General features: G+C 61.7%; 24 protein-coding genes. 7 read left to right on the plus strand and 17 right to left on the minus strand.

All coding sequences use genetic code 11. From position 1 onward, the window contains the following. Positions 1 to 56 precede the first annotated feature (56 nt). From ACFE70_RS08795 to fabG, 4 genes are all read right to left on the minus strand, one after another. Entirely contained in the window at positions 57 to 2,147 is a 2,091-nt protein-coding gene (locus ACFE70_RS08795; RefSeq protein WP_375417361.1) for a VWA domain-containing protein, read from the minus strand. A gap of 324 nt (positions 2,148 to 2,471) precedes the next feature. Continuing rightward, a complete protein-coding gene (locus tag ACFE70_RS08800) occupies positions 2,472 to 3,149 on the minus strand; it encodes a YiiX family permuted papain-like enzyme (protein WP_375417362.1) in 678 nt (225 codons plus the stop codon). Positions 3,150 to 3,152: 3 nt separating this feature from the next. Further along, complete coding sequence (locus ACFE70_RS08805) at positions 3,153 to 3,443, minus strand: hypothetical protein (protein WP_375417363.1); 291 nt, start codon at positions 3,441 to 3,443, stop codon at positions 3,153 to 3,155. Positions 3,444 to 3,467: 24 nt separating this feature from the next. Next, positions 3,468 to 4,235: a 3-oxoacyl-[acyl-carrier-protein] reductase gene (gene fabG, locus ACFE70_RS08810; protein ID WP_375417364.1), complete on the minus strand. Its 768-nt coding sequence runs from the start codon at positions 4,233 to 4,235 to the stop codon at positions 3,468 to 3,470. A 139-nt stretch (positions 4,236 to 4,374) separates the two neighbouring features. Between fabG and ACFE70_RS08815 the strand changes: the two genes are divergently transcribed. After that, positions 4,375 to 5,613 carry a geranylgeranyl reductase family protein gene (locus tag ACFE70_RS08815; protein WP_375417365.1) on the plus strand — a complete coding sequence of 413 codons (1,239 nt, stop codon included), beginning with the start codon at positions 4,375 to 4,377 and terminating at the stop codon, positions 5,611 to 5,613. Here the strand turns inward: ACFE70_RS08815 and ACFE70_RS08820 are convergent. Beyond that, positions 5,596 to 6,663 (minus strand): tetratricopeptide repeat protein, encoded by a 1,068-nt coding sequence (locus ACFE70_RS08820; RefSeq protein WP_375417366.1) that lies wholly within the window; start codon positions 6,661 to 6,663, stop codon positions 5,596 to 5,598. The two genes, ACFE70_RS08815 and ACFE70_RS08820, sit on opposite strands and share 18 nt — an antisense overlap. A 250-nt stretch (positions 6,664 to 6,913) precedes the next feature. Between ACFE70_RS08820 and lpdA the strand changes: the two genes are divergently transcribed. Continuing rightward, positions 6,914 to 8,308 carry a dihydrolipoyl dehydrogenase gene (gene lpdA / locus ACFE70_RS08825; RefSeq protein ID WP_375417367.1) on the plus strand — a complete coding sequence of 465 codons (1,395 nt, stop codon included), beginning with the start codon at positions 6,914 to 6,916 and terminating at the stop codon, positions 8,306 to 8,308. A gap of 85 nt (positions 8,309 to 8,393) precedes the next feature. On the opposite strand, the gene ACFE70_RS08830 is transcribed toward lpdA, so the two are convergent. The 4 genes from ACFE70_RS08830 to ACFE70_RS08845 all read right to left on the minus strand — a co-directional run bounded on the left by ACFE70_RS08830 (position 8,394) and on the right by ACFE70_RS08845 (position 11,016). Further along, positions 8,394 to 9,410: an energy transducer TonB gene (locus tag ACFE70_RS08830; RefSeq protein ID WP_375417368.1), complete on the minus strand. Its 1,017-nt coding sequence runs from the start codon at positions 9,408 to 9,410 to the stop codon at positions 8,394 to 8,396. A 3-nt stretch (positions 9,411 to 9,413) separates the two neighbouring features. Then, complete coding sequence (locus ACFE70_RS08835; protein ID WP_375417369.1) at positions 9,414 to 9,824, minus strand: PIN domain-containing protein; 411 nt, start codon at positions 9,822 to 9,824, stop codon at positions 9,414 to 9,416. Continuing rightward, positions 9,814 to 10,008, minus strand: coding sequence for a hypothetical protein (locus tag ACFE70_RS08840; RefSeq protein WP_375417370.1), 195 nt, complete (start codon positions 10,006 to 10,008; stop codon positions 9,814 to 9,816). Before ACFE70_RS08840 ends, ACFE70_RS08835 begins: the two co-directional genes overlap by 11 nt. A 75-nt stretch (positions 10,009 to 10,083) precedes the next feature. Next, positions 10,084 to 11,016 (minus strand): DMT family transporter, encoded by a 933-nt coding sequence (locus ACFE70_RS08845; RefSeq protein ID WP_375417371.1) that lies wholly within the window; start codon positions 11,014 to 11,016, stop codon positions 10,084 to 10,086. A 176-nt stretch (positions 11,017 to 11,192) separates the two neighbouring features. On the opposite strand from ACFE70_RS08845, the gene ACFE70_RS08850 reads away from it, so the two are divergent. Further along, positions 11,193 to 12,536 carry a replication-associated recombination protein A gene (locus ACFE70_RS08850; RefSeq protein ID WP_375417372.1) on the plus strand — a complete coding sequence of 448 codons (1,344 nt, stop codon included), beginning with the start codon at positions 11,193 to 11,195 and terminating at the stop codon, positions 12,534 to 12,536. Between the two features lie 21 nt (positions 12,537 to 12,557). Here the strand turns inward: ACFE70_RS08850 and ACFE70_RS08855 are convergent, their stop codons facing one another. Beyond that, complete coding sequence (locus ACFE70_RS08855; RefSeq protein ID WP_375417373.1) at positions 12,558 to 12,782, minus strand: hypothetical protein; 225 nt, start codon at positions 12,780 to 12,782, stop codon at positions 12,558 to 12,560. Positions 12,783 to 12,824: 42 nt separating this feature from the next. On the opposite strand from ACFE70_RS08855, the gene sppA reads away from it, so the two are divergent. Both sppA and ACFE70_RS08865 read left to right on the plus strand, forming a co-directional pair. After that, the gene (gene sppA, locus ACFE70_RS08860; protein ID WP_375417374.1) at positions 12,825 to 14,591 is read left to right on the plus strand and encodes a signal peptide peptidase SppA; all 1,767 of its coding nucleotides are present in this window, start codon (positions 12,825 to 12,827) and stop codon (positions 14,589 to 14,591) included. Between the two features lie 132 nt (positions 14,592 to 14,723). Beyond that, positions 14,724 to 15,539, plus strand: coding sequence for a purine-nucleoside phosphorylase (locus ACFE70_RS08865; protein WP_375417375.1), 816 nt, complete (start codon positions 14,724 to 14,726; stop codon positions 15,537 to 15,539). An 80-nt stretch (positions 15,540 to 15,619) separates the two neighbouring features. Here the strand turns inward: ACFE70_RS08865 and ACFE70_RS08870 are convergent, their stop codons facing one another. The 7 genes from ACFE70_RS08870 to ACFE70_RS08900 all read right to left on the minus strand — a co-directional run bounded on the left by ACFE70_RS08870 (position 15,620) and on the right by ACFE70_RS08900 (position 21,226). Next, entirely contained in the window at positions 15,620 to 15,940 is a 321-nt protein-coding gene (locus ACFE70_RS08870; protein WP_375417376.1) for a lipocalin family protein, read from the minus strand. 258 nt (positions 15,941 to 16,198) lie between these two features. Then, on the minus strand, positions 16,199 to 16,618 hold the full coding sequence (locus ACFE70_RS08875; protein WP_375417377.1) for a type II toxin-antitoxin system VapC family toxin: 420 nt from the start codon (positions 16,616 to 16,618) through the stop codon (positions 16,199 to 16,201). Then, entirely contained in the window at positions 16,618 to 16,866 is a 249-nt protein-coding gene (locus tag ACFE70_RS08880; protein WP_375417378.1) for a hypothetical protein, read from the minus strand. The genes ACFE70_RS08875 and ACFE70_RS08880 overlap by 1 nt, the downstream gene beginning before the upstream one ends. Before the next feature lie 9 nt (positions 16,867 to 16,875). Continuing rightward, the gene (locus tag ACFE70_RS08885) at positions 16,876 to 17,763 is read right to left on the minus strand and encodes a DUF4249 domain-containing protein (protein WP_375417379.1); all 888 of its coding nucleotides are present in this window, start codon (positions 17,761 to 17,763) and stop codon (positions 16,876 to 16,878) included. A 68-nt stretch (positions 17,764 to 17,831) separates the two neighbouring features. After that, positions 17,832 to 20,186, minus strand: a complete 2,355-nt coding sequence (locus ACFE70_RS08890) for a TonB-dependent receptor domain-containing protein (RefSeq protein WP_375417380.1) — start codon at positions 20,184 to 20,186, stop codon at positions 17,832 to 17,834. Between the two features lie 172 nt (positions 20,187 to 20,358). After that, positions 20,359 to 20,667 (minus strand): thioredoxin, encoded by a 309-nt coding sequence (gene trxA / locus ACFE70_RS08895; protein WP_375417381.1) that lies wholly within the window; start codon positions 20,665 to 20,667, stop codon positions 20,359 to 20,361. A gap of 115 nt (positions 20,668 to 20,782) precedes the next feature. Further along, positions 20,783 to 21,226, minus strand: coding sequence for a hypothetical protein (locus ACFE70_RS08900; protein ID WP_375417382.1), 444 nt, complete (start codon positions 21,224 to 21,226; stop codon positions 20,783 to 20,785). Positions 21,227 to 21,374: 148 nt separating this feature from the next. Between ACFE70_RS08900 and ACFE70_RS08905 the strand changes: the two genes are divergently transcribed. Further along, a complete protein-coding gene (locus ACFE70_RS08905; RefSeq protein WP_375417383.1) occupies positions 21,375 to 21,698 on the plus strand; it encodes an HNH endonuclease in 324 nt (107 codons plus the stop codon). Positions 21,699 to 21,900: 202 nt separating this feature from the next. Then, complete coding sequence (locus ACFE70_RS08910; RefSeq protein WP_375417384.1) at positions 21,901 to 22,959, plus strand: DUF6687 family protein; 1,059 nt, start codon at positions 21,901 to 21,903, stop codon at positions 22,957 to 22,959. Positions 22,960 to 22,962: the final 3 nt, after the last annotated feature.

Consider the following 22,962-nt stretch of genomic DNA (forward strand, 5'->3'; position numbering starts at 1 on the left):
ACTTTACAAGCTGGGTCAGGTGCCCGCGCGGACTCGCAGAGTCCACGCTACTTAGCTTACACGCTGCCCGAATACTTGCGCACGGCCCACTCCACGGCTAGAAATCCGACAATCAGGAAAAACAGCCACTTCAGATTTATCAAATCTTTCAATTCCTCTTCCTCGGTAATCACGGGTTTATAACCAGCCCTGAGAATATCCTGCCCGAGTTGCGTCATCTGCGCCGGGTAGTAGAGCCGCTGCCCGCTGCGGCGCGCCAGCTGCGAAAGCAAATTGTGGTCGGCGCGCGACTCCAGGGCTTCCAGTGGCTGGCTCTCGACTAGTAGCTCGCCGGCGTCCTGCTGGGGCTGGCCGCCGAGCGTGGCGCGGGCCTGGTAGCGGTAGAGGCCGGCCGGCAGCGAACCCAGGTGCAGGGGCGCGCCGTCTTCGGCGGGGCTGAAATTGAAGGTGCGCGTCTTCTGACGGGCGTCGGTGAGGGTGACGGTAACGGGCTGGTTATAAATGCGCTCGAAGACGGCGTTGTAGGTTTCGGCGCCCAGCGTCACGTCGTCCTGGGTGCCGAAGCTGTCCTGCGTGGGGTACACGTCGAGGCGCTTTTTGTTGGCGTTTTGAGTCAGCAGTTGAAGCGTACGGATAATGAGGCGGTCGTAGGCTTCGGGGCGGTCGTCGTGGGCGGCGGCTTCAGTCAGGCGCCACTGCCAGCCGCCATCGGTGAGCAGCGTAGCCTGGCGCTGCGTGGGCAGGCCGCCGAACACCAGCAGCGGCTTCTGCGTGGGCACCCGGCCGACCTGCTGCCAGAGGGCGGCTTCGGCGCCCCGGCCCAGGCGGTAGTCGCCGAATGGCACCGGCGCGGGGGGGTAGGCGGCAAAGCGCCGGGCGGTTTCTTCCTCAAACGAAAAGCGCGTGAAGGCCGGGTTGGGCAGCGGCGTCACCTCGTCGGTCTGGGCGCCGCGCGGGCTAATGGTCAGCCCCGTACCAAGCTGGTTGTAGGCGCTCAAATCAGACTGCGCGCCCAGAATATAGAGGGCCGGCAGCCGGCCATTGCGCACCAAAGCCAGCGCCTCACTATTAAGCCCATCGAGCGCCGGCAGCTGGTGCAGAATCGCCACGTCGAAGCTGGCACCGGCTTTAAGCGGCGCCACGCCGGGCAGGCTCAGCGTGAGGTCGAAGTTGTCGTTGCTCAGAATCGCGGCCCGCAGCGCCTTGAAATCGGGGTGCGGGGCAGCGCCGGCCAGCAGCACGCGCAGCTTGCCCTTTACGATTTCGATGAACGCCGTGCGGGCGTTGTTAAGCGCCGTGAACTCGCCGGGCTGCGGCACGATGCGCACCTCGTAGCGCCGCTTGCCGGGCGCGGGCGCCGTGATTTGGAACGTGGTCTTGGTCCGGCGCCGGCCGGGGGGTAGGGCCACGCGGCGGCTGTCCAGCACCCGGCCGGCCTCGCGCAGCTCCACGGTCGCCGCGCTGCCGGCGTAGTCCTCAAACGCCAATTCCGCCTCAATTGGAAACTTGTTGCCGCTGAATGCGACGCGGTTGTAGGTCAGGTTGGTGAGGCGCAGGTCGCGCTTGGGCACGGTGTCGCCGAGGGCGACGCTGTAAATCGGGAAGCCAAACTCACCCGGCGCGGGCGCCCGGCCCTGGTTGGCCAGCCCGTCGCTGACCAGCACCACGCCGGCCAGGTTGCGGTCCTGGTAGGCGTCCCGGGTGCCGCTGAGGAGCTGGCCCAGGTCCGTGGTCGCGGCGCCGAAGCGCAGGGAGTCGGGCCGCGCCGGGCGGCGGCTGGCGGCCGTGGCGCTGCTCAGGGTGCGGGTTTCAACCTGAAAGCCGCGCTCCCGCAGCGTGGCGGCCAGTTGGCTGAGGCCGCTCGTGGTCTGGCTGAGCACGTCTTTGGGCGTGAAGAGCCCGACCGACTGCGAGTCGTCCACGGCCAGCACGACGGTCGGCGCCTCGGTGCGGGTCGTGGTCGTTTTCACGAACGGCGCCAGCAGCAGGAAGCACAAAAAGCTGACCACGGCCAGCCGCAGCCCCGCCAGCAGGTAGTTCAGGGCCCGGCTCCAGGGCGCCTGGGCCGTGTAGAGCAGGGCCGCGTAGCCCGCGCCCACGGCCAGGCAGAGCAGGATAAACCAGGGAGAATAGGAAGTGGAAAGCAAACGAGGAACCAGTAAGCAGCAGTGCGCTAGTGAGATAATAACGTCTGTTCGCGCGTGTCAGTCAAGAACGTGAAAGCGGAGCGTGTACTGTTGAAATGTATTAGGCAGGCTTTTCTTCAGAAGTCGATTCGGCGGCTAGAAATTCACGCAGCGCCCGAATAACCACTTTCTCAACTGTCATATTGGTGTTGGCGGACATACTCCTCGACTTATAGTAGCAAATCATCATTGAGTGTGGTTATGGCAGTGCTCGTAGGTAGAGGGAAGTTTGTAAAACACTGAGCAGTTATACTCAATGTGAGGACCAGGAACAAGGCCGTGGGCTTAGCGGTTGAGCACCGTTACCAGCGCCGGGCTATTGAAAATGCTGACCGGCGAAATAACGGTTTCAGTGAGTGGCAGCCGCTGGCCGTAGCGCTCGCGCAGCTTGGCTTGCACGGCCGAATTGCTCAAATCGAACTCCCGAAGCTGCTGCAATTTGCTTAGCCGCCGGCCCAGTCCGCGCTCGTACACTTTCCAGATTAACTCTGAGCAATAAATTCGGTCGTCGGACCAGCCAAAGTATAAATCATAGTTGTGGCCCAGCATGGGTTGGCCGGCGGCTTTCAGGCGCCTTAAAGCGGAGGGTGTTAGCACGGTTGCGGCATCGCGCAGTCGCTTGGTTACGAAATGGCCGCCCTTTCCCCGAGCCATCCAGTCGGCCAGCGGCGTCAGCTTCACCGGCTGCACGGCTTCAAACACCTGCCATTTTCCGTTTTGCTGATACAAAATACCGCAGTGGCTGTAGGCCGAATGGGTAGCTAGCTGAATGGCTTGACTTTGAGCTGATTGAGAAGTATGAAAAATCAGGTCGCCGTCGCGGAGCTGGGTAGTGATTTGGGCTACAGGCGCGTCAGCCGTGCGGGCCTGCTGATAGCCGGCGTAACGGCGGTGCAGGCGAGGGTACGCGGCAATGGCAAGGGTTGCCAGAAGCAAAATGGGAAGCAAGAACCAGCGTTTCATATATTAATATTCATATATGATGGCTCCGCGTAGCATGTCTGCAAAAACGCGCCAAGAGGCGACATCAGCATTTAAAACTTCTTCACCTGTTTTCAGGCTGTTGTGGTAATAACCTTGAATGTCAGCTGAATATGCGACTAAAGCTTCCAGAAAACCTTCTAGTTGTTGATTACTCAAATTTTTATTATTCACTTGGTAATCAACTAATAATTGGTTTAATAAATATACAAAGTCTTGACGGCTATTTATGCCTGATGTTTCCAGAGGTTTCAGTTCATTATTCGCTTCCATCATCAAGTTCGCTCACCAGTATGTTTCTTACGTCAGCATCCCGCCATCCACTTGCAGCACCTGCCCGGTGATGTAGCTCGCATCATCCGAGGCCAGGAAGGCAGTGGCCCGCGCTACGTCTTCCGGGGTGCCGCCGCGGCGCAGCGGGATGGCCTTGCGCCACTCATCGACCTGCTTTGGGTCGAGGGCGTCGGTCATTTCGGTTTCGATGAAGCCGGGGGCAATGGCGTTGCAGCGGATGTTGCGCGAGCCCAGCTCCAGGGCCACCGATTTGGTGAAGCCGATGATGCCGGCCTTGGATGCCGCGTAGTTGGCCTGGCCGGCGTTGCCCTTGAGGCCGACCACGCTGGTCATGTTGATGATGGCGCCGGCTTTGGCGCGCATCATGGGCTTGGTGGCGGCCTTGGTGAGGTTGAAGACCGATTTGAGGTTGACGCGCAGCACCTCATCCCACTGCGCCTCGCTCATGCGCATGAGCAGGCCGTCTTGGGTGATGCCGGCGTTGTTGACGAGAATATCGAGTTTGCCGAAATCGGTGAGCACACCCTCGATGAGCTTTTCGGCCTGGGCGTAGTCGGCGGCGTCGGAGCGGTAGCCTTTCACCTGGCTGCCGTGGGCGGAAAGCTCGGCTTCCAGGGCCTGGCCTTTCTCGACTGAGGATAGATACGTAAAGGCCACGCGGGCGCCGAGCTGGGCAAAGTGGGCGGCGATGGCACGGCCAATGCCTTTGGAGGCGCCAGTAATGAGGGCGGTTTTGCCGAAGAGTTGGCCGGAGAGAGGGGGGGTAGGGCTCATGGCGGCGAAGGTAAGTAGCGCGGCAGTAGCGTGGACTCTGCGAGTCCGCGCGTGAACAACACCCGAACGGGTAGCCTGACTACCTACGCGCGGACTCGCAGAGTCCACGCTACATCACGGGCTACCTTCGCCTCAGAATATGCTTCATTACGACATCTGCATTCTCGGCGCCGGGCCGGGCGGGGCCACGGCGGCGCTGCACCTGGCCCGCGCCGGCCACGGCTGCCTGCTGCTGGACAAAGCCGCTTTTCCGCGCGACAAGGTGTGCGGCGACGCGCTGAGCGGCAAGGTGCTGAGCGAGTTAAAGCGCATCGACGAATCCCTACCTCCCCGCCTGGCCGCGAACCCGGCGCAGGTGCCGAGCTGGGGCATCGACTTCTTTGCCCCGAACGGGCAGCGTCTAGCCATCCCGTTCAAGCCGAAATACGACAAGGCGCAGGACCGCGCCGCCGGCCACGTCGCCAAGCGGCTGGACTTTGATAACCTGTTGGTTGAAGAAGTGCGGCGGCGGCCGGAGATAGCCTTCCGCGAAAACGTGGACGTGGCCCGCACCGAGCGCACGGACAACGGCTGGACCTTATTCGACAAAAACGACCAGCAAATTGCTAGTTGCCGGCTGCTGCTGGTCGCCAACGGCGCGCAATCAGAGTTCGCCCGCAAAGTGGCTGGCCACGCGCTGGAGCCCGACCACCACTGCGCCGGCCTGCGCGCCTACTACCGCGGCGTGACGGGGCTGAGCGCCGACAACTTCATTGAGCTGCACTTCATCAAAGAGTTTCTGCCCGGCTACTTGTGGGTATTTCCACTGCCCAATGGCGAGGCCAACGTGGGGGTAGGGATGCTGTCGAGCGTGATTTCTAAGAAGAAAATCAACCTGCGCCAGCGTCTGACCGAAATCCTGGACACGCACCCGGCTCTGCAAGCCCGCTTCGCCGGGGCCGAGCGGCTGGGGCCGGTGCGGGGCTGGGGTTTGCCGCTGGGCTCGAAGCGCCGGCCGCTGTCGGGTGAAAACTACCTGCTGCTCGGCGACGCGGGCTCCTTGATTGACCCGTTCAGCGGCGAGGGCATTTCGCACGCTATGGTCAGTGGGCGCCACGCGGCCGATTGGGCGGCGCAAGCCGTAGCGAAAGCCAATTACAGCCCCGCTTTTCTCCAGAATTATGATAAAGCCGTGTACAACCGCCTGGGGCAGGAGTTGCGCCTGAGCCGCATGATGCAGCGGCTGCTGGGCTTCCCCGGCCTGTTCAATTTCATAGCCAACCGCGCCACGAACAACCCAACCTTGGCCGAAACCTTATCCATGATGTTTCTGGACCTGAACCTGCGCGAGCGGCTGCGGCAGCCGGGGTTTTACTTCCGGCTACTGTTCGGCGGGTGAGGGCGCGGGCGGAATAATCGGGGGCGTCTGGTTTGGGTCGGGGGCGGCGGTTTTAGTTGCCGAGGCCGGCTTGGCCGGCGCCGGGCGGGGCGGCAGCTTGCGGTAGCCCGATGCGGGCCGGGCCGGCAGCCGGGTGCCCGGCGCTGCGGACGCGGCGGGGGCTGTGGCCGCGGTGCGCGCCGGCCGGGGCGGCGCAATCGGGCCGTGGCCCTCGTCGTTGCCGACGTAGCGGCGCAGGCTTTTCAGGGCCTCGGGATTATACCCAGCGGCTTTTTCCAGGTCGCGGCGGGCTTCTTTGAGGCGGTCGAAGTTGGCGTAGCTGATGCCGCGGTACTCCAGGGCATCGGCATAGGTTGAGTCCAGGGCCAGGGCGCGGGAAAAGTCGGCGACGGCGGTTTTGGGCTGCTGCATCTGCATCTTGGCCACGCCGCGGGCGAAGAAGGCTTCCTTGTCGTCGGGGCGGTACTTGACGGTATTGCTGAAGTCCGTTGAGGCGGCCTTGTACTTCTTCAGCATCAAGTAGTTGACGCCCCGGTTATAGTAAGCGTCGGGGTTGTTGCGCTGGTAGCGGATGGCCGTCGTGTAGTCGGTCATGGCCGACACATAATCCTTGAGGTAGCTCTTGGCCTTGGCCCGCTGGAGCAGGGCGCGCGGGTTCTTGGGGTCGAGCTTGAGCGAGGCCTCGGCGTCGGCCAGCTGCTGGCGGTAGGCGGCGGCCGACAGTTTTTTCTCAGCCGCGCGCTCGGCCGAGGCGGCGCGGGCGCTTAGGGCGTTGGGGTCGGGGGCGGAGGGGAGGGTAGGGTCGGCCGTGCCCGTGGCGTTGTCGGCCGCCGCGGCGATGTCGGAGGGCAGGCTGCCGGATACGGGGGGGGTAGGGGCGGCGCGGCCCGCCGCGTCGGGCGAGGAGGCCGGTGCGGCGGCTACGGGTGCCGGGGCCTCAATTGTGGTGGCGCGGCTGATGATGGGGCGCTCGGTTTCGGTGGTGCTGGCGCATTGCGTGGTCAGGCCCAGCAGCCCCAGCGCCGCGCTCAGGTATAGAAGTGATTTCATAGCCGTAAATGAGTAGCAATAGCGTTGATAGGGTTCAGGTTAAGGAGCAGGGGTAGGGCCGCCGCCGCTACGCGCCTTGTACGCGCGACGCCCGGAAAAAGCTATACCCAAACTTCGAATTTTGCACCTTATAAGCTCGGCGCTGTTTGTACCGGCAAAGGCGCGTAGCGGGGCCCGGCGTATCTTTGCCGGGCCGGCGCGCCAAGCGCGTTAGCTGGCAATTCAACTTTTTTCTGAGACACTAATTTATATGGCATTAACCTTTGACGTAGTGATAGTTGGCTCGGGCCCCGGTGGTTACGTGGCCGCTATCCGGGCCTCGCAGCTGGGGCTGAAAGTGGGCGTGATTGAGCGCGAATCCTTGGGTGGTATCTGCCTCAACTGGGGCTGCATCCCGACCAAGGCGCTGCTCAAGTCGGCGCAGGTTTTTGAATATTTAAAACACCCGCAGGAGTACGGCCTGAGCGCTGAAAACGTGGGCTTCGACTTTGGTGCCGTGGTGCAGCGCAGCCGCGGCGTGGCCGACGGCATGAGCAAGGGCGTTAATTTTCTGCTCAAAAAGAACAAAGTAGAAGTCGTGGCCGGCACCGGTAAGCTGCTGGCGCCGGGCAAGGTGGAAGTCACCAAGGCCGACGGCTCCAAGGAGACCGTGGAAGCCAAGCACATCATCCTCGCTACCGGCTCCCGCGCCCGCGAGCTGAAAGCGCTGCCGATTGATAATCAGAAAATCATCGGCTACCGCAAGGCGATGGTGCTGGAGCAGCTGCCCAAGCGCATGGTCGTGGTCGGCTCCGGCGCCATCGGCGTTGAGTTTGCCTATTTCTACCGCGCGATGGGCACCGAAGTGACCATCGTCGAATATATGCCGCGCATCGTGCCGGTCGAGGACGAGGAGATTTCGCGGCAGATGGAGAAGTCCTACAAGAAGATGGGCATCAATATCTTAACCTCGGCTGAGGTGACGGCCGTGGACACCAGCGGCGAAGGCTGCCGCGTGACGGTGAAAACCGCCAAGGGCGAAGAGCAGCTGGCCTGCGATATCGTGCTGTCGGCGGCCGGCGTGGTCACCAACCTCGAAAACCTGGGCCTCGAAGAGCTGGGCATCAAGGTGGAGAAGGGCCGCGTGCAGGTCGATGAGCTGTACCGCACCAACGTGCCGGGCATCTACGCCATCGGCGACATCGTGCCCGGCCCGGCGCTGGCTCACGTGGCCTCGGCCGAGGGCATTATCTGCGTCGAGGCCATTGCCGGCCACCACCCCGAGCCGCTGGCTTACACCAACATCCCCGGCTGCACCTACGCGCAGCCCGAAATTGCCTCCGTTGGCTACACCGAAAAAGAGGCCCGCGACAAAGGCTTCGACGTGCTGGTCGGCAAGTTTCCGTTCTCGGCCTCGGGCAAGGCCAGCGCCGCCGGCGTCAAGGACGGCTTCGTGAAAGTCATTTTCGACAAAAAGTACGGCGAGTGGCTCGGCGCCCACATGATTGGCGCGAACGTGACGGAGATGATTGCCGAAGTGGTCGTGGCCCGCAAGCTCGAAACCACGGGCCACGAGATTATCAAGTCGGTGCACCCGCACCCCACCATGAGCGAGGCCCTGATGGAAGCCACGGCGGCGGCCTATGGCGAGGTGATTCACTTGTAGGGAGGGGGGTAGGGATTTTTGGAAATAGAAAGCCCCGGCCGCATTGCGCGGCCGGGGCTTTCTATTTACTTCCATAAAACGCGATTTATTGCGGGATAGCAAGCACCGCTGCCCGCAGGTCAGTCATCCGAAGTCCGGGGCGGAAGCGCGTGTCCATTGCCGCCTTCCCGTTTTGAAACGATGGTTTTCCCTCGTCTGTAAAGTTCCAGACGCCGACGTAATGAGCTACGCCGGGTTGCACGTTAAACGTAAAGCGGGTAGTTCCCGCGGCGGGTGCGCCCTCAGCGGTAGCCGGCAGTTTGAGCAAACGCTCCGTTCGCATTTCTCCGCCGTACCATTTGCTACTCGTGTACTCGTATTGGCTGAGGGCATAGCGGCCCGGCGGTAGGGCGTAGCAAAAGGAGTTTTCGCGTTGCGACTTGAAAGCAGGCTTCACGCTAATCACAAAAACCTGTTGGGTGGTCAGGTTTACAAGGCGTACAAACTGGTAGAAGCCGCCACTTGTGAAGCCAAGTCGCTGCAGGCAGGCTCCGTAGATAACGCCTTTATCGGCCGGCAGGCCGGCGTGAGGCAAGTTCCAACTGTCGAGCACCGGCATCTTCCACCGGTTGAACTGCGGCAGGTCCAACGAATCGGTTGGCGATGACGACCCTGGCAGCAAGCCGTAGCTCAGGGGCACGGTGTAGGAAACCGTTACCGGCTGGCCATTCTGCGTACCGGGCTGCCACTTGATGCGCTCCAGGCGCCGGACGTTGCGCAGCGCAGCCTCATCCACATCGGCGCGAAGCCCCTTGACCAGCTTGATGTTGCGGGTGCGGCCCGCTGAATCTACCGCGAAGGCAACAACTACCTTGCCCTGTACGCCGTCGCGCCGGGCCTGCGGCGGAAAGTACAGGCTGTCGTCTAAAAACTTTATCAACCGCTGATTATTGGCCGACTGATTTTCGCCGGGCAGGCCGCCGGGAAAGACTGGCATTCGCTCTTCGTACTTGTAAGCCGGGCCAGAGCCCGCAGTTTGCGCGGCGGCCGGAAGGCGAAAACCGGCCACCGATAACAGCCACGTAAGCAACAGGCCAGAACGGGGTAACTCGCTCAGCTGCATCTTTCAGGACCGAAATGGATTGATAACGCGCAGCGTGCTTTCAACTAACTGCCCGTGCTGCAAGTCCTCCGAATAAAGCGTTTCGCAGCCGCATTCCAAAGCCGCTGAGATAATCAGCGAATCGAACCAGGAAAAGCCGTAGCGGTCGGCGAGGCGAGTGGCCTGCGTGATGGTAATTTGGCTTGTCGGCAGGACCAAGTGCGTATCCAGAAGCTCAATAAGCGCAGTTTGAATCTCGGGCCAGTCGGTTTTCAGCTTGCGGTTGCTTACGTTCACAAACTCAATCAGCACTTGGGTTGAAATCCATCGTTCACCACTATTGCTTACCTCCAGCGCCTGCGCTTTTTTGGTGGGGTCAGTTACTGCGTAAGCGTAAATCAAAACGTTCGTGTCGAGAAATATTTTATCGTTCATTCGCTTCTTCACGGTTAAACTTAAAGCCGCGCGTGTCTAGTCGAAGCGCGTCGTAAGTAGCTGGCCGACGGCCCACCGAAGTAATGGTCAACTCTGAGCGAATAGTGATTGCTCCCATAAGCTGTAAGTCTTCTAACAGGCGGCGAGCGTACTCGTTGTTGAGCGTGATAGTGAGCGTTTCCATGACTAGGGTAAAAGTTTCCAGAAAAGAAAGGTACGCTTAAAATATACTCGAATGAACTTAAAGTTCTAGCTGACCTCAATCCGGCACCGTGGCCCGCGGCGCGGCCAGCAAAGCGGCCACTTTGGGCTTGCGACTGACCAGCCACACGCCGCCGAAAATGAGCAGCGCCTGCCCGGCCTTGCCCCAGGTAAGGTGGTCGCGGCCCAGGGCCACGGCGATGAGCACGGCCAGCACGGGCTGCAAGTAGATATAGACGCCCAGCAGCGCCGGCGAAGCATATTTCAGCGCCCAGTTATTGAGCAGATACGCCAGGATGGTGAGGAAGACGACCATGTAGCCGATTTCCAGCCAGATGTAGAGCGGGAAGCGGGCGTAGTCGGCCGCGAGCACCTCGCGCCAGCCGAAGGGCACGGCAATGACGGCGCCAACCAGAAACACCCGCGCCAACACCGTGAAGGCGTGGTACTTGCGCATGAGCGGCTGCACCAGCACCAGATACAGGCCGAACACCGTGGCGTTGAGCAGAATGTAGATGTTGCCCAGCGTGGCCTGCGGGTAGCTGGCCGCTTGCACGTTGCGGCTCAAAATCAGCAGCGCCGCGCCGAACATGCCCAGCACAATGCCGGCCACGCGCGGCCAGGTGATTTTTTCCTTGAGCAAAACCGCCGAGGCGATGACCACCACGATGGGCGCGATGGTTTGCAGCAGCGAGGCGCTGATGGGCGAGGTCAGGTTGAGGCCGGAGAAGAACAGGAGCTGATTGACGCCAATGCCGCAGATGCCGCAGGCCAGGGCGCGCAGGTTGTCGGCCCGGCCGATAATTTTATCCTGCGGCGCCACGAGGCGGCTGACGAGGCTGAAAAACAGCAGCGCCCCGACAATACGCAAGGTCACGATGCCGAACGGGCCGAGATAGCGCGGCATCACGTCCTTGGAGAGGCTGTAGTTGGCCGCGTAAATCAGGGCCACGAAGAACAGCGCCGCGTGGACGCGCGAGGAATTTTTCATTTGGGAAACTAAACGAAGTGCTCCGGCGACTTTCTCTGTCGTCGGGCCACTTTGGCATTGAGCAGGGGGGTAGGAAATTGTTCTTGCCGGCCCTCCTTGCAATGGGGAAGCCTGACGACGGGCAAAGTCGCCGGCCTCCAGCAATCCCGGCGAACTTTGCCCAAAACTACCTCGCTATGGCTACCGGCTCCCTCTTCGACGATATCCCTACCCCCCCTCCGCCGCCTGAGGTGCCTGGGGTGCCTGACCCCCGCGCGCCACTGGCCGAGCGCCGCCGCCCGCGCCGGCTGGCCGACTACGCCGGGCAGTCGCACCTGGTGGGTGAGGCCGGCGTGCTGCGCCGCTACCTGGCGGCGGGCAAGCTGCCTTCGCTCATCTTGTGGGGGCCGCCGGGGGTAGGGAAAACCACGCTGGCCTTGCTGCTGGCGCAGGAGATGGGCCAGCCGTTCGCGGCGCTCTCGGCCATTAACGCGGGCGTCAAGGACGTGCGCGAGGTGATTGACCGGGCCCGGAAGCAGCGCGGCACAGTGCTTTTTATTGATGAGATTCACCGCTTCAGCAAGGCGCAGCAGGATGCTTTGCTAGGGGCCGTGGAGCAGGGCGTGGTGACGCTCATTGGCGCGACGACCGAAAACCCATCGTTCGAGGTGATTCCGGCCTTGCTCTCGCGCTGCCAGGTGTATGTATTGGAGCCGCTGAATGCCGACACGCTGCGCGAACTCATCCGGAAAGCGCTGGCCGAAGATGAGCAGATGCAAAAAAAGAACGTGCGCCTGCGCGAAGACCACGCCCTGCTGGCTTTGAGCGGCGGCGATGCCCGCAAGCTGCTGGGTTTGCTCGAAATCGTGGTCGAAAGCACGCCCGCCGACCCGGAAACCGGCGAAACCGTCATCACCGACGCCGTGGTGCAGACCGTGGCCCAGCGCCCGCTGGCGAAATACGACAAGGGCGGCGAGATGCACTACGACGTGATTTCGGCCTTTATCAAGAGCATCCGCGGCTCCGACCCCAACGCCGCGCTCTACTACCTGGCCGTGATGCTGGCAGGCGGCGAGGACGTCAAGTTCATCGCCCGCCGCCTGCTCATCCTGGCCAGTGAGGACATCGGCAACGCCAACCCCAGCGCCCTGATGCTGGCCACGAGCTGCTTTCAGGCCTGCACCGTGATTGGCCTGCCGGAATCAGATTTGATTCTCAGCCAGACAGTTATCTACCTGGCTACGTCGGTGAAGAGCAACGCTGCCTACACGGCCATCCGCGCGGCGCAGGCCGAGGTGCAGGCTCGCGGCGTGCATCCAGTGCCCGTGCCGCTGCGCAACGCGCCCACGCGGCTCATGAAGCAGCTCGGCTACGGCCAGGAGTATCAGTACTCACACAACGGCGAAGGCAGCTTCGTGGCCCAGGATTTCCTACCCCCCGCCCTAGCCGGCACCCGCTTCTACGAGCCCGGCGACAACCCGGCCGAGGCCAAAATCCGGGAGCGCCTGCGCGGCTGGTGGCAGGAGAAATACGGCTACTAAGGACCACAGATTGAACAGATTTTAACGGATGCAACGGATTTTTTGTGGTTCCTGCACTTCGGGATTTGTAGCAAGGATAAGGCTGAGCAGCGGGAGCTGCCGCTTGGCGCTGGGCAGGGGGTAGGGAATCGGCCTTTGCATTAGCCGTAACTTGCCGGCCTGATTCAGGTAGTAGTACAGGTAGTAATCAATCAGCGTGCTCCGCTGGCCGCCGGAACGTGGGGAACCACAAAAAATCCGTTTCATCCGTTAAAATCTGTTCAATCTGTGGTCCAGTTTCTTAAATATGTGCTTGCCACCCTCACCGGGCTGGTGTTATTCTTCGTGCTCAGCTTCGTGCTGCTGCTGGGGCTGGGCAAGCTGATTAGCAGCGCCAGCGACGACAAGGAAGTGGCCAGCAACTCGGTGCTGGAATTGAAGCTCGACAAGCCCATCACCGAGCGCCAGCAGGAAGCGGAGTTCAACCCGCTGGGCTCGTCGGGCTCCAGCACCGGGCTGGTGAATCTGAAGGAAGCTATCCGCCGGGCCAAAGCCGACGACGATATCAAGGGCATCCTGCTGAACCTGAGCCTGGTGCAGGGCGGCATGGCCTCGCTGGAAGAAGTGCGCAACACCCTGCTCGATTTCAAGAAGTCGGGTAAGTTCATCGTGGCCTACCACGAGGTGTGCTCGGAAAAAAGCTACTACCTCTCGTCGGTAGCCAACGAGATTTATCTGCACCCGCTGGGCACGCTGGAATTCAACGGTTTAAGCTCGGAGACGCTGTTTTTTAAGCGCCTTTTCGACAAGGCCGGCATTCAGCCCTACATTTTCCGGGTTGGCTCGTTTAAGAGCGCCGTCGAGCCATTTTTCCGCGAAAACTTCTCCGACTCGGCCCGCTTCCAGACGGTCTCGTTTCTGAATTCTATCAACGGCTATCTGGTGCAGCGGGTAGCCGCCGCCCGCAATATCGCCCCCAACCGGCTCAAGGTTATTTCCGACTCGATGCTGGTGCACGACGCCCAGGATGCCCTGCGCTTGAAGCTGGTGACCCGAGTTGGCTACTTCGATGAGGTGCAGGACTACCTGCGCGGCAAGCTCAACATCGCCAAAGACAAAAAACCTAGTCTGGTAAGCCTGAGCGAGTACGAAGATGAGGGGGCCGCCGACGAAAAGGACGGCACCACCAGCGGCAACCGCATTGCCGTCATCTATGCCGACGGCGACATCGTGACCGGCAAGGGCTCGGAGGAAAACATCGGCAGCACCAAGTTTGCCGAAGCCATCCGCAAGGCCCGGCTCGATGAGAAAGTCAAGGCCGTGGTCTTGCGCATCAACTCGCCGGGCGGCTCGTCGCTGGCCTCGGATATTATCTACCGCGAGGTGGCCTTGACCAAAAAGGTGAAACCGATTATTGCGTCGATGTCGGACGTGGCCGCGTCGGGCGGCTATTATATTGCGATGGCCTGCGACACCATCGTGGCCCACCCGAACACGATTACCGGCTCCATCGGCGTGTTCGGGGTGCTGCCCAATATTCAGCCCCTGCTGGCCGACAAGCTCGGCATCACCGTCGACCGCGTGACGACCGGCAAGTTCTCAGATTTGCCCACCATCACGCGTCCGCTCTCGGAATTCGAGCAGCGCACCTTGCAGCACGAAGTCGATAAGATTTACGCCGACTTCACTACTAAGGCCGCCTTGGGCCGCCACATGCCCGTCGAGCGTCTGCGCCGCCTGGCGTCGGGCCGGGTCTGGAGCGGCCTGGAGGCCAAGGGCAACGGCCTGGTTGATGTGCTCGGCTCGTATGAAGACGCCCTGAAAATCGCCGCCGTCCGCGCCCACCTCAAGGCCGACGATTACCGCGTGCAGCGCCTACCGGCCCGCAAAACGCAGTGGTTCAGTAGCTTGCTTTCCGCCCTGGGCGGTGGCGACGACGAGGACAGCAGTGCGGCCCGCGCCCGCGCCATGAAGGCCGAGCTGGGCCCGCTCTACCCCGCCTACGCCCAGTATCAGCAGCTGCTGCAGATGCGCGGCGTGCAGGCCCGGCTGCCCTATGAGCTGGAAATCAAATAGGGGGTGGGGTAGGGCGAGGCTTGTCCGCAAGCATTCCTTACCCCCCTTCGGCCCTTGAAGGCCCAGTCCGGCGTCGCGCCGGGTTTTCCGTGCTAAAAAGGCTTTTCCGCCGTTTTCCTACCCCCTTTGCCGATGACCACCCTTGAGGAAGCCGTCTCCTATATCCAGACTTGCGCGCCTAATTTTCAGCCCGCTACGGGTATTATTCTGGGCACGGGACTGGGCGCGCTGGCCCAGGAAGTGGACGTAGCGCACGAAATCAGCTACGCCGATATTCCGCATTTCCCGGTTTCGACGGTCGAGAGCCACGCCGGCCGCCTGCTGCTGGGCCACCTGAGCGGGCAGCCGGTGGCGGTGTTGCAAGGCCGTTTTCACTACTACGAGGGCTACAGCATGGAGCAGGTGGTGCGGCCCGTGCGGGTGCTCAAGCTGCTGGGAATTAAGCAGCTGCTGGTCAGCAACGCGGCCGGCGGGCTGAATCCCGGCTATGCGCTGTCGGACCTGATGCTGATTGACGACCACATCAATTTGCAGCCCACCAACCCGCTCATCGGCCCGAACCTGGATGCGCTGGGCCCGCGCTTCCCGGATATGCACCAGCCCTACGACCCTACCCTGCTCGCCCGCGCCGAAGCCGCCGCTGAGCGCCTCGGCCTCTTAGCCCAGGTTCGGCGCGGCGTATACGCCTCGGTGCCGGGCCCGATGCTCGAAACGCCGGCGGAATACCGGTATCTGCGCCTTATCGGGGCCGACGCCGTGGGCATGAGCACGGTGCCTGAAGTCATTGCCGCCCGCCACCTTTCGCTGCCCGTGCTGGCCATTTCGGTTATCACCGACTTGTGCGCCCCCGGCCAGCTCAAGCCCGTCGTGATTCAGGAAATTCTGGCCGCCGCCGCCGCCGCCGAGCCCCGGCTGACAGCGCTGATAAAGGCGGTGCTGGCCGAGTAGGAGGACCACCTTTAACGTGAAAAAGCCGCTGCAATCCTGCAACGGCCTTTTTTGGTTCAGAGGGGGGTAGGGAATCTGAATTAGGGCTGGGCCGAAAACACCCGCTCTTCCAATTGACTGTCCTTATTAGTAAAGCTGTAGCGTAGCTCGCTACTCGTCAGACTTTCCACCTTGTACTGCGACTCGGTGCCTTTGTGGTCAGTGAGGTGCAGCATAGTATCGTTGCTCATCAGCATCCAAGAGGCGCCGGTGAAAGTTGTGTTGTCGGCCAGCAATTTCTGCGAGTACGTGCCGTCTCTGTGGAATGTAAGAGAATAGCGGTCCTTGATGTTGGCGCCGCTGCTGATCGTCTGTCCGTTCTGACGGATTTGGTCGAGGCGCCAGGTACCAGTCCTGAGCACGTCAAAAGGGAATGGCTCCCAAGTTTCTTTATCGTCATCTCTCTGGCAACTGCCAAGGACAAGACTCATGAAAATGAACAGAGCCACTAACAAACGCGAGTGCAAAGTGGGCATGAGCCAGTCTGGAAAAGAGAAAAGATGCTGGTAAGACCCTGCGCCAACGTCAGGCGTTGCAAGGGGCGCGGGAAATAAGTCATTTGCTCGTTCCCAGTCAGATTGCCTACCCCCTCTACTTGGCCGCAACCCAGCCCAACCCCATTACCGAACCGGCAGGCCCTCGGCCCGCGCCGCCTGGCGCAGGCGCTCGTCGTGCGTGAAAAAGGCGTCGAGCGGACCCGCCGCCAGGGCCGCGGCTAGCTGAATAGCGTCGAGGGAGCGCAGGGCCAGGGGCTGATGCCTTTCGACCAGGACTGCCGCCGCTGCATAATGCGCGGCGGTGATGTCCACCACTTCAAACAACCGCCAATCGTGGCGTAGCAGCGCCAATGCTGTGGCAGCTTGCTCATTGGTGAGCGCGCCGCGCCGCGCGACGCGGCCAAATGAGGAGGTGCTTTCGACCCACGTCAGCTGCGTAACAATGACCTGCGTTGAGGTACTAAGCTGAGCGCGCAGCTCCGCCGAACCAACCTCCGCATGGTATAGCTTAATAAGCGAGGACGTGTCAAAAAAGGCGCGCATTAGTCGCGCTCCTGCCGCTCGGCGACCACCTCATCGGCTACCGAAACGTGGCTTGTGCCGGCCGACAGTGCTAACGCCTCATCCCATGAAAAACGCGGCGTAGACACTGGCGCGGAAACAGGGGTTGTTGCCGGAGCGGGTTCCAGAAAAACCACCAATACCGGCCGGGCCGGCTCATTAGTGGCCGCGACGGGTTCGTCCAATCGAACTACACCGTTCTGATAAGTTCCTTTAACGGTAGTTAGCATAAGCTCAAGTTACTTCAAAATCACGGTGCGCCGGTCGTAGCTCAGCACCGCGAACACGCCGAGCCCGCCCTGCACCGTGCTGCGAATGGACGAGGGCTGCCCAAACGGGTTACCATTGGCCTGGGCCGCTTCTTCGGTGGAGGCGCGGAACTGATAGTAGGCCGGGTCGAGGTGGTAGAGCGTGGCGGTGATGGTGTCCTGGGGAAGAAACTCGTAGCTCGTGCCCAGCGTGAAGGGCTGGCCATCGTTGAGGCGGTCTTCCACGTCGTAGTCTACCTCTACTTCGGGCCGGCGGGCGCCTTTCTGAATCAGCAGGCGATAGTAGTCCTTCTGGCCGCCAGGGTCGCGGAAATTGGTCAGGAAGTAGGCCTTGCGCTCGGCGCCCGTCTTGTCATTGAACTCGTATTCCACCGAGTCGATGGGCACGGCGGCGGGCGCCGTGGCCGTGCCCGTCACGACGCGCCCGCGCTGGTCGCGCACTTCCAGGGCGAAGGTCTGGCCGGGCCGGGCCTCGATGGGCCGGCTGCCCTGGTGCGTGAAGTACTTGTTGCTCAGCGGGTCCAGCCCCGGCTGGAAGGGCAGGTTCTGGCGGCTACCATCGGGCAGAATCAGCGTGACGGTCACGTCGGTGGGCAGCAGCACCTTTTGCCCGTTGGGCAGGGGTAGGGCGATGCTGCCGGCGCCCGGCTCCTGGTCATTGCTCAGGTAGGGCACCGACTCGGTGACCGTCAGGCGGGGCACGCGCCCGTCTTCCAAGTAAAACTCGGTCACGAGCTGCGGCGGGTAGTTGGGCAGCGGCACGTTCACGTCGTTTTGCAGCGCGCCGCACCCCGCCAGCGCCAGCAGAATACTGCAACTTAAACCAGCCTGTGAATTAAATTTATTTATGAAGAGCATATTTATTCTTGAAGGAAGCCGACGTCCACAAAATCCGATTAATCCGTCTAATCCGTTAAATCTGTGGTCTAGAAATGAAAATTATACGTCACGGACGGAATCACCGGAAATAGCGACACCTGCTGCGCTTTGTAATCGACCACCTGCCCGTTATCATCTTCTACCGTGTCAAAAAATATGAAATACGCGTTGCGCCGATTGTAAGCATTATAAATGCTGAACGTTAAATCCGACTCCGAAAACAGCCGGGTAGGCTTCATCTTCCAAACCAATCCCAAATCGAGGCGGTGGTAGGGAATAAGGCGGTAGGAGTTGCGGTCTGGATATACCGGCACGGCGCCCACTTCACCCCCCTCAACATCCTGGTAGGCGAAGCGGCCCAGCGGCAAGGTAGTAGGCGCCCCGCTCGAATACACGAAGCTGGCCGTGAGACTAATACGCTCGGTGAGGTTATGAATTACGACGGCCGTCAGATTGTGGCGGCGGTCGTAGCTGGGGTAGTAGTCCTGGCCGCGGTTGATGCCGGTGGTGCCGCGCTGGGGCGGAAACCGGCGCTTGGTCCAGGCCAGCGTGTAGCCGAGCCAGCCGGTGGTGCGGCCCTGCTTTTTCTCTAAATAAATCTCGTTGCCGTAGCTCCAGCCTTTGCCAAATAAAAACTCACCATCGAGTTCTTCATTCACGAATAGCTGGGCGCCATCCTTGAAATCAATCTGGTTGGTGCCCCATTTATAATACACCTCATTGGTGAGCAGAAACCGCCCCTGCCCGAGCAAAAAGCTGGCGCCGGTGCTCACCTGCTGCGAGCGCTGCGGCTTCACCGAGAGCCGCGACGGATACCAGATATCGGTGGGCAGCGTGGCGCCGGAGTTGGTCACCAGGTGCACGTACTGATACATCAGCGCGTAGCTGGCCTTGAGCGAGGTGTTGGGCCCTAGCGAGTAGCGGGCCGCCGCGCGCGGCTCCAGGCCGAAGTTGCGGTCGGCGCCGCTCTGGAAGCCCGACAGGCGCAGGCCGCCTTCCACTTGCAGCTTGTCGCTGGCCTTGTAGTTATCTGATACGTAGAGGCCGGCTTCCTCGCCGTAGTACTTAATGTCGGCGCCGAAATTAAAGCGGTTGTCATTGGAGCCGGCCCGCAGGCGGCCCACACCAAACTGATGCTCCGTGGCGACGGCGCCAAACTTGAGCGCGTGGCGGTCATTCGGCGTCCAGTCGAAATCAACGCGCCCGGTATAGTCGCGGATGGCGGAGCCCAGGTTAAAGCTGAACTGGTCGAGGCGGTTGGTAACCTGGTATTTATAATCGGTAATCGAAGCCGACGTATTAACCAACAGCTTCGGCGTGAACGTGTGCTGCCAGCGCACCACGCCCAAGGTATTGCCCCAGTTAAAATCAAAATTAAAGCCGTTGTTGCTGTTGAAGCCGAATACATCGCGCCCCAGATAGGCCGTGGCAAATAGCTCATCCTTGTCGCCGAGCTTGTAGCTGGCCTTGGCATTGAGGTCGTAGAAATAGTAGTCCGGGATGGGCTGATAGTCTTCGGTTTCGGCGTTGGCTTTGTTGATGGCGCGGGTGAAAACGTCGAAGTAGGTGCGCCGCCCGGAGACGATGAACGAGCCCTTGTTTTTGGCCAGCGGCCCTTCCAAGGTCAGGCGCGACGAAATCAGCCCTACCCCCCCCGTGGCGCTAAAGGCCTCGCGCGAGCCGGGCCGCAGCTTCACATCGACCACCGACGAGAGCCGCCCGCCGAACTGCGCCGGAAAGCCCGACTTGTACAAGTCCACGCTCTGCACGGCATCAGAATTAAACACCGAAAACAGGCCGAACAAGTGGTTGGGGTTATACACCAGCGCGTTATCCACGAGCACCAGATTCTGGTCGGAGGAGCCGCCGCGCACGAACAGGCCGGAGGTGCCCTCGCCGCCGCTTTGCACGCCGGGCTTGAGCTGCAAGGTTTTCAAAATATCGACCTCGCCAAACAAGGCCGGCAGCAGCTTGGCCTCGCGGATGCTGAGGTGCTCAACGCCCATCTGGGTGCTTTGCAGCTTTTCCTGCAAGCTCACAGCGCCCTCCACTACCACCTCGCCCAACTCGTTGCCGCTCTCGTTCAAAACGGCGTTCAGGCGCTGGTCGCGGCTCAGGTTCAGCTCGCGGGTGATGGACGTATAGCCTACGAAGCTGATAATGACCTGGTGGCGGCCGGCGGGCAGACTTAGGGTGAAGGCGCCCTGCTCGTCGGCCGCCACGCCCAGGCTCAGGGCGGGCACCGCTACCGAGGCGCCGGGCAGGGCCTCGCCGCGAGCCGTGCGCACGTGCCCGCTCAGCGTGTAGGTCAGCGGCGCTTGTTGCGCCAGCGTGGCGCCGGGCAGCAGCAATAATAAAAAGCAGAAAATCAGCAGGATGCGCTGGGGCAGAAGAACGGGCATAGACGCGGGGAAGGGCGGCGCAAAAGTAGCGCCTCCGGTAACGCCCGACTTGGCCGGATAGTTTGGCGCCCGGCAGGGGGGTAGGGCAACAGGAGCGCGAACTTTGTAGTCCGCGAGAGAACAACACCCCAATGGCGCAGCCGCGGACTACAAAGCCGGCGTTACTATTTCCCTACTCCAAAAAGCCCCCGACGGCGCGCGCGAGCTGCGGCAGGGGCACCACGCCGGCCTGCCGCCACACGGGCTGGCCCTGCCGAAACAGAATCAACGTTGGGATGCTCTGCACCCGAAACTGCTGGGCAGCGGCCGGGTTGCGGTCCACGTCGAGCTTGATGACGCGCAGCTTGCCCTCGTGCTGCTGGGCGAGCTGCTCCAGAATCGGAGCCATCGTCTTGCAGGGGCCGCACCAGGTGGCGTAGAAATCGACCAGCACGGGCATTCCCGGGCTGTTGATGAGTTCGGCGAAGGACTTGCGGGGCATGATGAGCAGGAAATAAATGTAAACCGGAAACCCGCCCACCAGGGCCGCCGGGTTTCCGGTTTATACGCACTTATTCGCCAGTCGAAGAAGATAGTCGCCACGCAGTCGCAACTGCTTATTTCGTGACCACAGTCACGTCGTTGGCCACTACCGGAATCGTGAATCGGCCGCCTACGGCGCGCTTGCCCCCGACGCGGCACTCCCAGGTGTAAAGGCCGGGTACCACGACGGCCCCCGTGCCTTCGGCGGTCTTGAAGTAGTCCGCCTCCGACGCTTCAGTCGGGAAGAGCACGTCGATGCCGCTCTCCCCCTTGGGCACCTGCTTGGTGAGGAAATACTCCTTGCCGGATTTTTCTTCGCGCACCACGAACGTGGCCGTGTACTGGCCCAGCGAGCCAAACTTATCGAGCACGCCCATTTTCACCTGGGCCGTGGTCGAAACCATCCAGGTCTGCGCCTGCGTGGCGCCGGCCGGTACCAGCCACAGCGTCAGCAGCAGGGCGCCGCCGCGCAGGGCCGCCTGCACCAAGCGGGAAGCAGAAAGTAAAGAAGTTAGCATGAGAAAAAGGAAAAATAAGATAAAAATTAGGTTAAGTCAATATACATGTTGAAGTAGTAGCAAGGTAATGATTTCCAATAAAAAACCACTTTTCAGTGCATCTGAATCTGAAAATTAACGTAGCGGAAATCTTTCATTTGCCCGTTTCATGTCCCGCCGCCGTGCCCGCCGCCTCGCCGCCGAGCTGCCTACCCCCTCGTTGCCGGCGCCCCCGCGCTGCGGTCTCTGCGAGCGCGAAGTGCAGAGCACCTCGCGCCACCACCTGGTGCCCCGCGAAGAGGGCGGGCGCCACGGCCCCGTCGTGGACTTGTGCCAGCCCTGCCACAGCAGCGTCCACCGCTTTCTAAGCAACCGCGACCTGGCCCGCCGCTACCCCACCGTCGAGGCGCTGCGCGGGGCCGAAGAGCTGCAAACCTACCTGCACTGGATTCGGCGGCAGAAAGTCGAGCGGATTCGCAACCGAAGGGGGTAGGGAACAGGCAGTTATCAGTGAGCAGTTATCAGTGAGCAGTTATCAGTGAACAGAGAGGCGGTCATGCTGAGCGCAGCGAAGCATCTCGCTCGGGGAAGTAACTCAATCATTAGGCTAGCTTGATTACTGCTGCACACGAGATGCTTCGCTGCGCTCTGCATGACGTTCTTTGCCCACTGCCCACTGCTCATCGCCTATCCCTTTGCGCTTTTATCAATCCTTCGATTTGCTGCGCAAGCAGCCGACCATTGTCGTAGACAGCACGGCCAATGGGGCGGCGCTGGTGCTGGCGCACTGGCGCGGGGCGCCTACCCCTTCTGATTTGCGCGACGACACGAGCGCCGGCTCGGTGCTGCGGGCGCTGCGCACACCCGGCGCGTTGGCGGGCCTGGAAGCGGCGGCCGTCACGGCCAACCACTTTGACATCGACGGCTTTCTGGGCGTCTGGAGCCTGCTGAACCCGGACTTGGCCCTGGCCCACGAGCCGCTACTGCGGCTGACGGCCACGCTGGGCGACTTCCGGGAGCTGGACTGGGCCAGCCCGCTGGCCGAGCACGCCTTGCCGCTGGCCTGCTGGCTCAACGCGGAAGAGAAAAAGCTGTTCTACGAGCCCTTCGGCGCGCCCGCCCGGCGCCGCACCGAGGTGGCCGCCTCGGCCGAGAAGTTCGAGTGGTTTCTGCCCCGCTTTGCCGACGTGCTGCGGCGGCCGGACGCCTATCAGGCGGCCTGGCGGCCGGAGTATGAGCGGGTTAAGCGCGGCGTGGCGGCCCTGCGCGGACCCTATTCGCAGCTCACGCCTTATCCCGAAATTGGGCTGCTGGTGGTGCGCACGCCCCAGCCGCTGCCCTATTATGCGCTGTTCGGCGACACGGCCGGCTTCGACATCGTGCTGAGCCTGCACGACGGGCAGCGCTACGAATTAGAATACAAATACACCACCTGGATTGACCTCGAAAGCCGCCCCACGCTGCCGCGCCTACCCCTGCTGCCGCTGGCCGAACGCCTCAACGAGCGGGAGCGCGGCGCCCACCGCTGGGCCGCCGACGGCATCACCGACACCGGCCCGCTGCTGCGCCTGCGGGGCCGTGCCCTGAGCAAAGCCGAGCGCTACGCCGACCCCGACGGGCGACCAATTTATGCGTCCTCGCTGGCGGCCGGCGTGGTGGAGGCCGAAGTCGTGGCGTTTTTTCGGGCGCAGTATGCGAACATTGAGCCCAAAAAGTATTGGACCTGGGCCGAGGTGCGGGCGGCAAGCCAGTAACGC

Source organism: uncultured Hymenobacter sp. (genome assembly GCF_964243305.1).
Taxonomy (GTDB): Bacteria; Bacteroidota; Bacteroidia; order Cytophagales; family Hymenobacteraceae; genus Hymenobacter.

Bases quoted from the DNA above. Each gene is read 5' to 3' on its own strand.
- ACFE70_RS08885 (WP_375417379.1), bottom strand. From the start codon at position 17,763: ATGCTCTTCATAAATAAATTTAATTCACAGGCTGGTTTAAGTTGCAGT.
- ACFE70_RS08800 (WP_375417362.1), bottom strand. From the start codon at position 3,149: ATGAAACGCTGGTTCTTGCTTCCCATTTTGCTTCTGGCAACCCTTGCC.
- ACFE70_RS08830 (WP_375417368.1), bottom strand. From the start codon at position 9,410: ATGCAGCTGAGCGAGTTACCCCGTTCTGGCCTGTTGCTTACGTGGCTG.
- ACFE70_RS08905 (WP_375417383.1), top strand. From the start codon at position 21,375: ATGTCCCGCCGCCGTGCCCGCCGCCTCGCCGCCGAGCTGCCTACCCCC.
- ACFE70_RS08890 (WP_375417380.1), bottom strand. From the start codon at position 20,186: ATGCCCGTTCTTCTGCCCCAGCGCATCCTGCTGATTTTCTGCTTTTTA.
- fabG (WP_375417364.1), bottom strand. From the start codon at position 4,235: ATGAGCCCTACCCCCCCTCTCTCCGGCCAACTCTTCGGCAAAACCGCC.
- ACFE70_RS08850 (WP_375417372.1), top strand. From the start codon at position 11,193: ATGGCTACCGGCTCCCTCTTCGACGATATCCCTACCCCCCCTCCGCCG.
- ACFE70_RS08835 (WP_375417369.1), bottom strand. From the start codon at position 9,824: ATGAACGATAAAATATTTCTCGACACGAACGTTTTGATTTACGCTTAC.
- trxA (WP_375417381.1), bottom strand. From the start codon at position 20,667: ATGCCCCGCAAGTCCTTCGCCGAACTCATCAACAGCCCGGGAATGCCC.
- ACFE70_RS08820 (WP_375417366.1), bottom strand. From the start codon at position 6,663: ATGAAATCACTTCTATACCTGAGCGCGGCGCTGGGGCTGCTGGGCCTG.
- ACFE70_RS08845 (WP_375417371.1), bottom strand. From the start codon at position 11,016: ATGAAAAATTCCTCGCGCGTCCACGCGGCGCTGTTCTTCGTGGCCCTG.
- ACFE70_RS08900 (WP_375417382.1), bottom strand. From the start codon at position 21,226: ATGCTAACTTCTTTACTTTCTGCTTCCCGCTTGGTGCAGGCGGCCCTG.
- ACFE70_RS08815 (WP_375417365.1), top strand. From the start codon at position 4,375: ATGCTTCATTACGACATCTGCATTCTCGGCGCCGGGCCGGGCGGGGCC.
- ACFE70_RS08865 (WP_375417375.1), top strand. From the start codon at position 14,724: ATGACCACCCTTGAGGAAGCCGTCTCCTATATCCAGACTTGCGCGCCT.
- ACFE70_RS08880 (WP_375417378.1), bottom strand. From the start codon at position 16,866: ATGCTAACTACCGTTAAAGGAACTTATCAGAACGGTGTAGTTCGATTG.
- ACFE70_RS08805 (WP_375417363.1), bottom strand. From the start codon at position 3,443: ATGATGGAAGCGAATAATGAACTGAAACCTCTGGAAACATCAGGCATA.
- ACFE70_RS08875 (WP_375417377.1), bottom strand. From the start codon at position 16,618: ATGCGCGCCTTTTTTGACACGTCCTCGCTTATTAAGCTATACCATGCG.
- ACFE70_RS08840 (WP_375417370.1), bottom strand. From the start codon at position 10,008: ATGGAAACGCTCACTATCACGCTCAACAACGAGTACGCTCGCCGCCTG.
- lpdA (WP_375417367.1), top strand. From the start codon at position 6,914: ATGGCATTAACCTTTGACGTAGTGATAGTTGGCTCGGGCCCCGGTGGT.
- ACFE70_RS08855 (WP_375417373.1), bottom strand. From the start codon at position 12,782: ATGAAACGGATTTTTTGTGGTTCCCCACGTTCCGGCGGCCAGCGGAGC.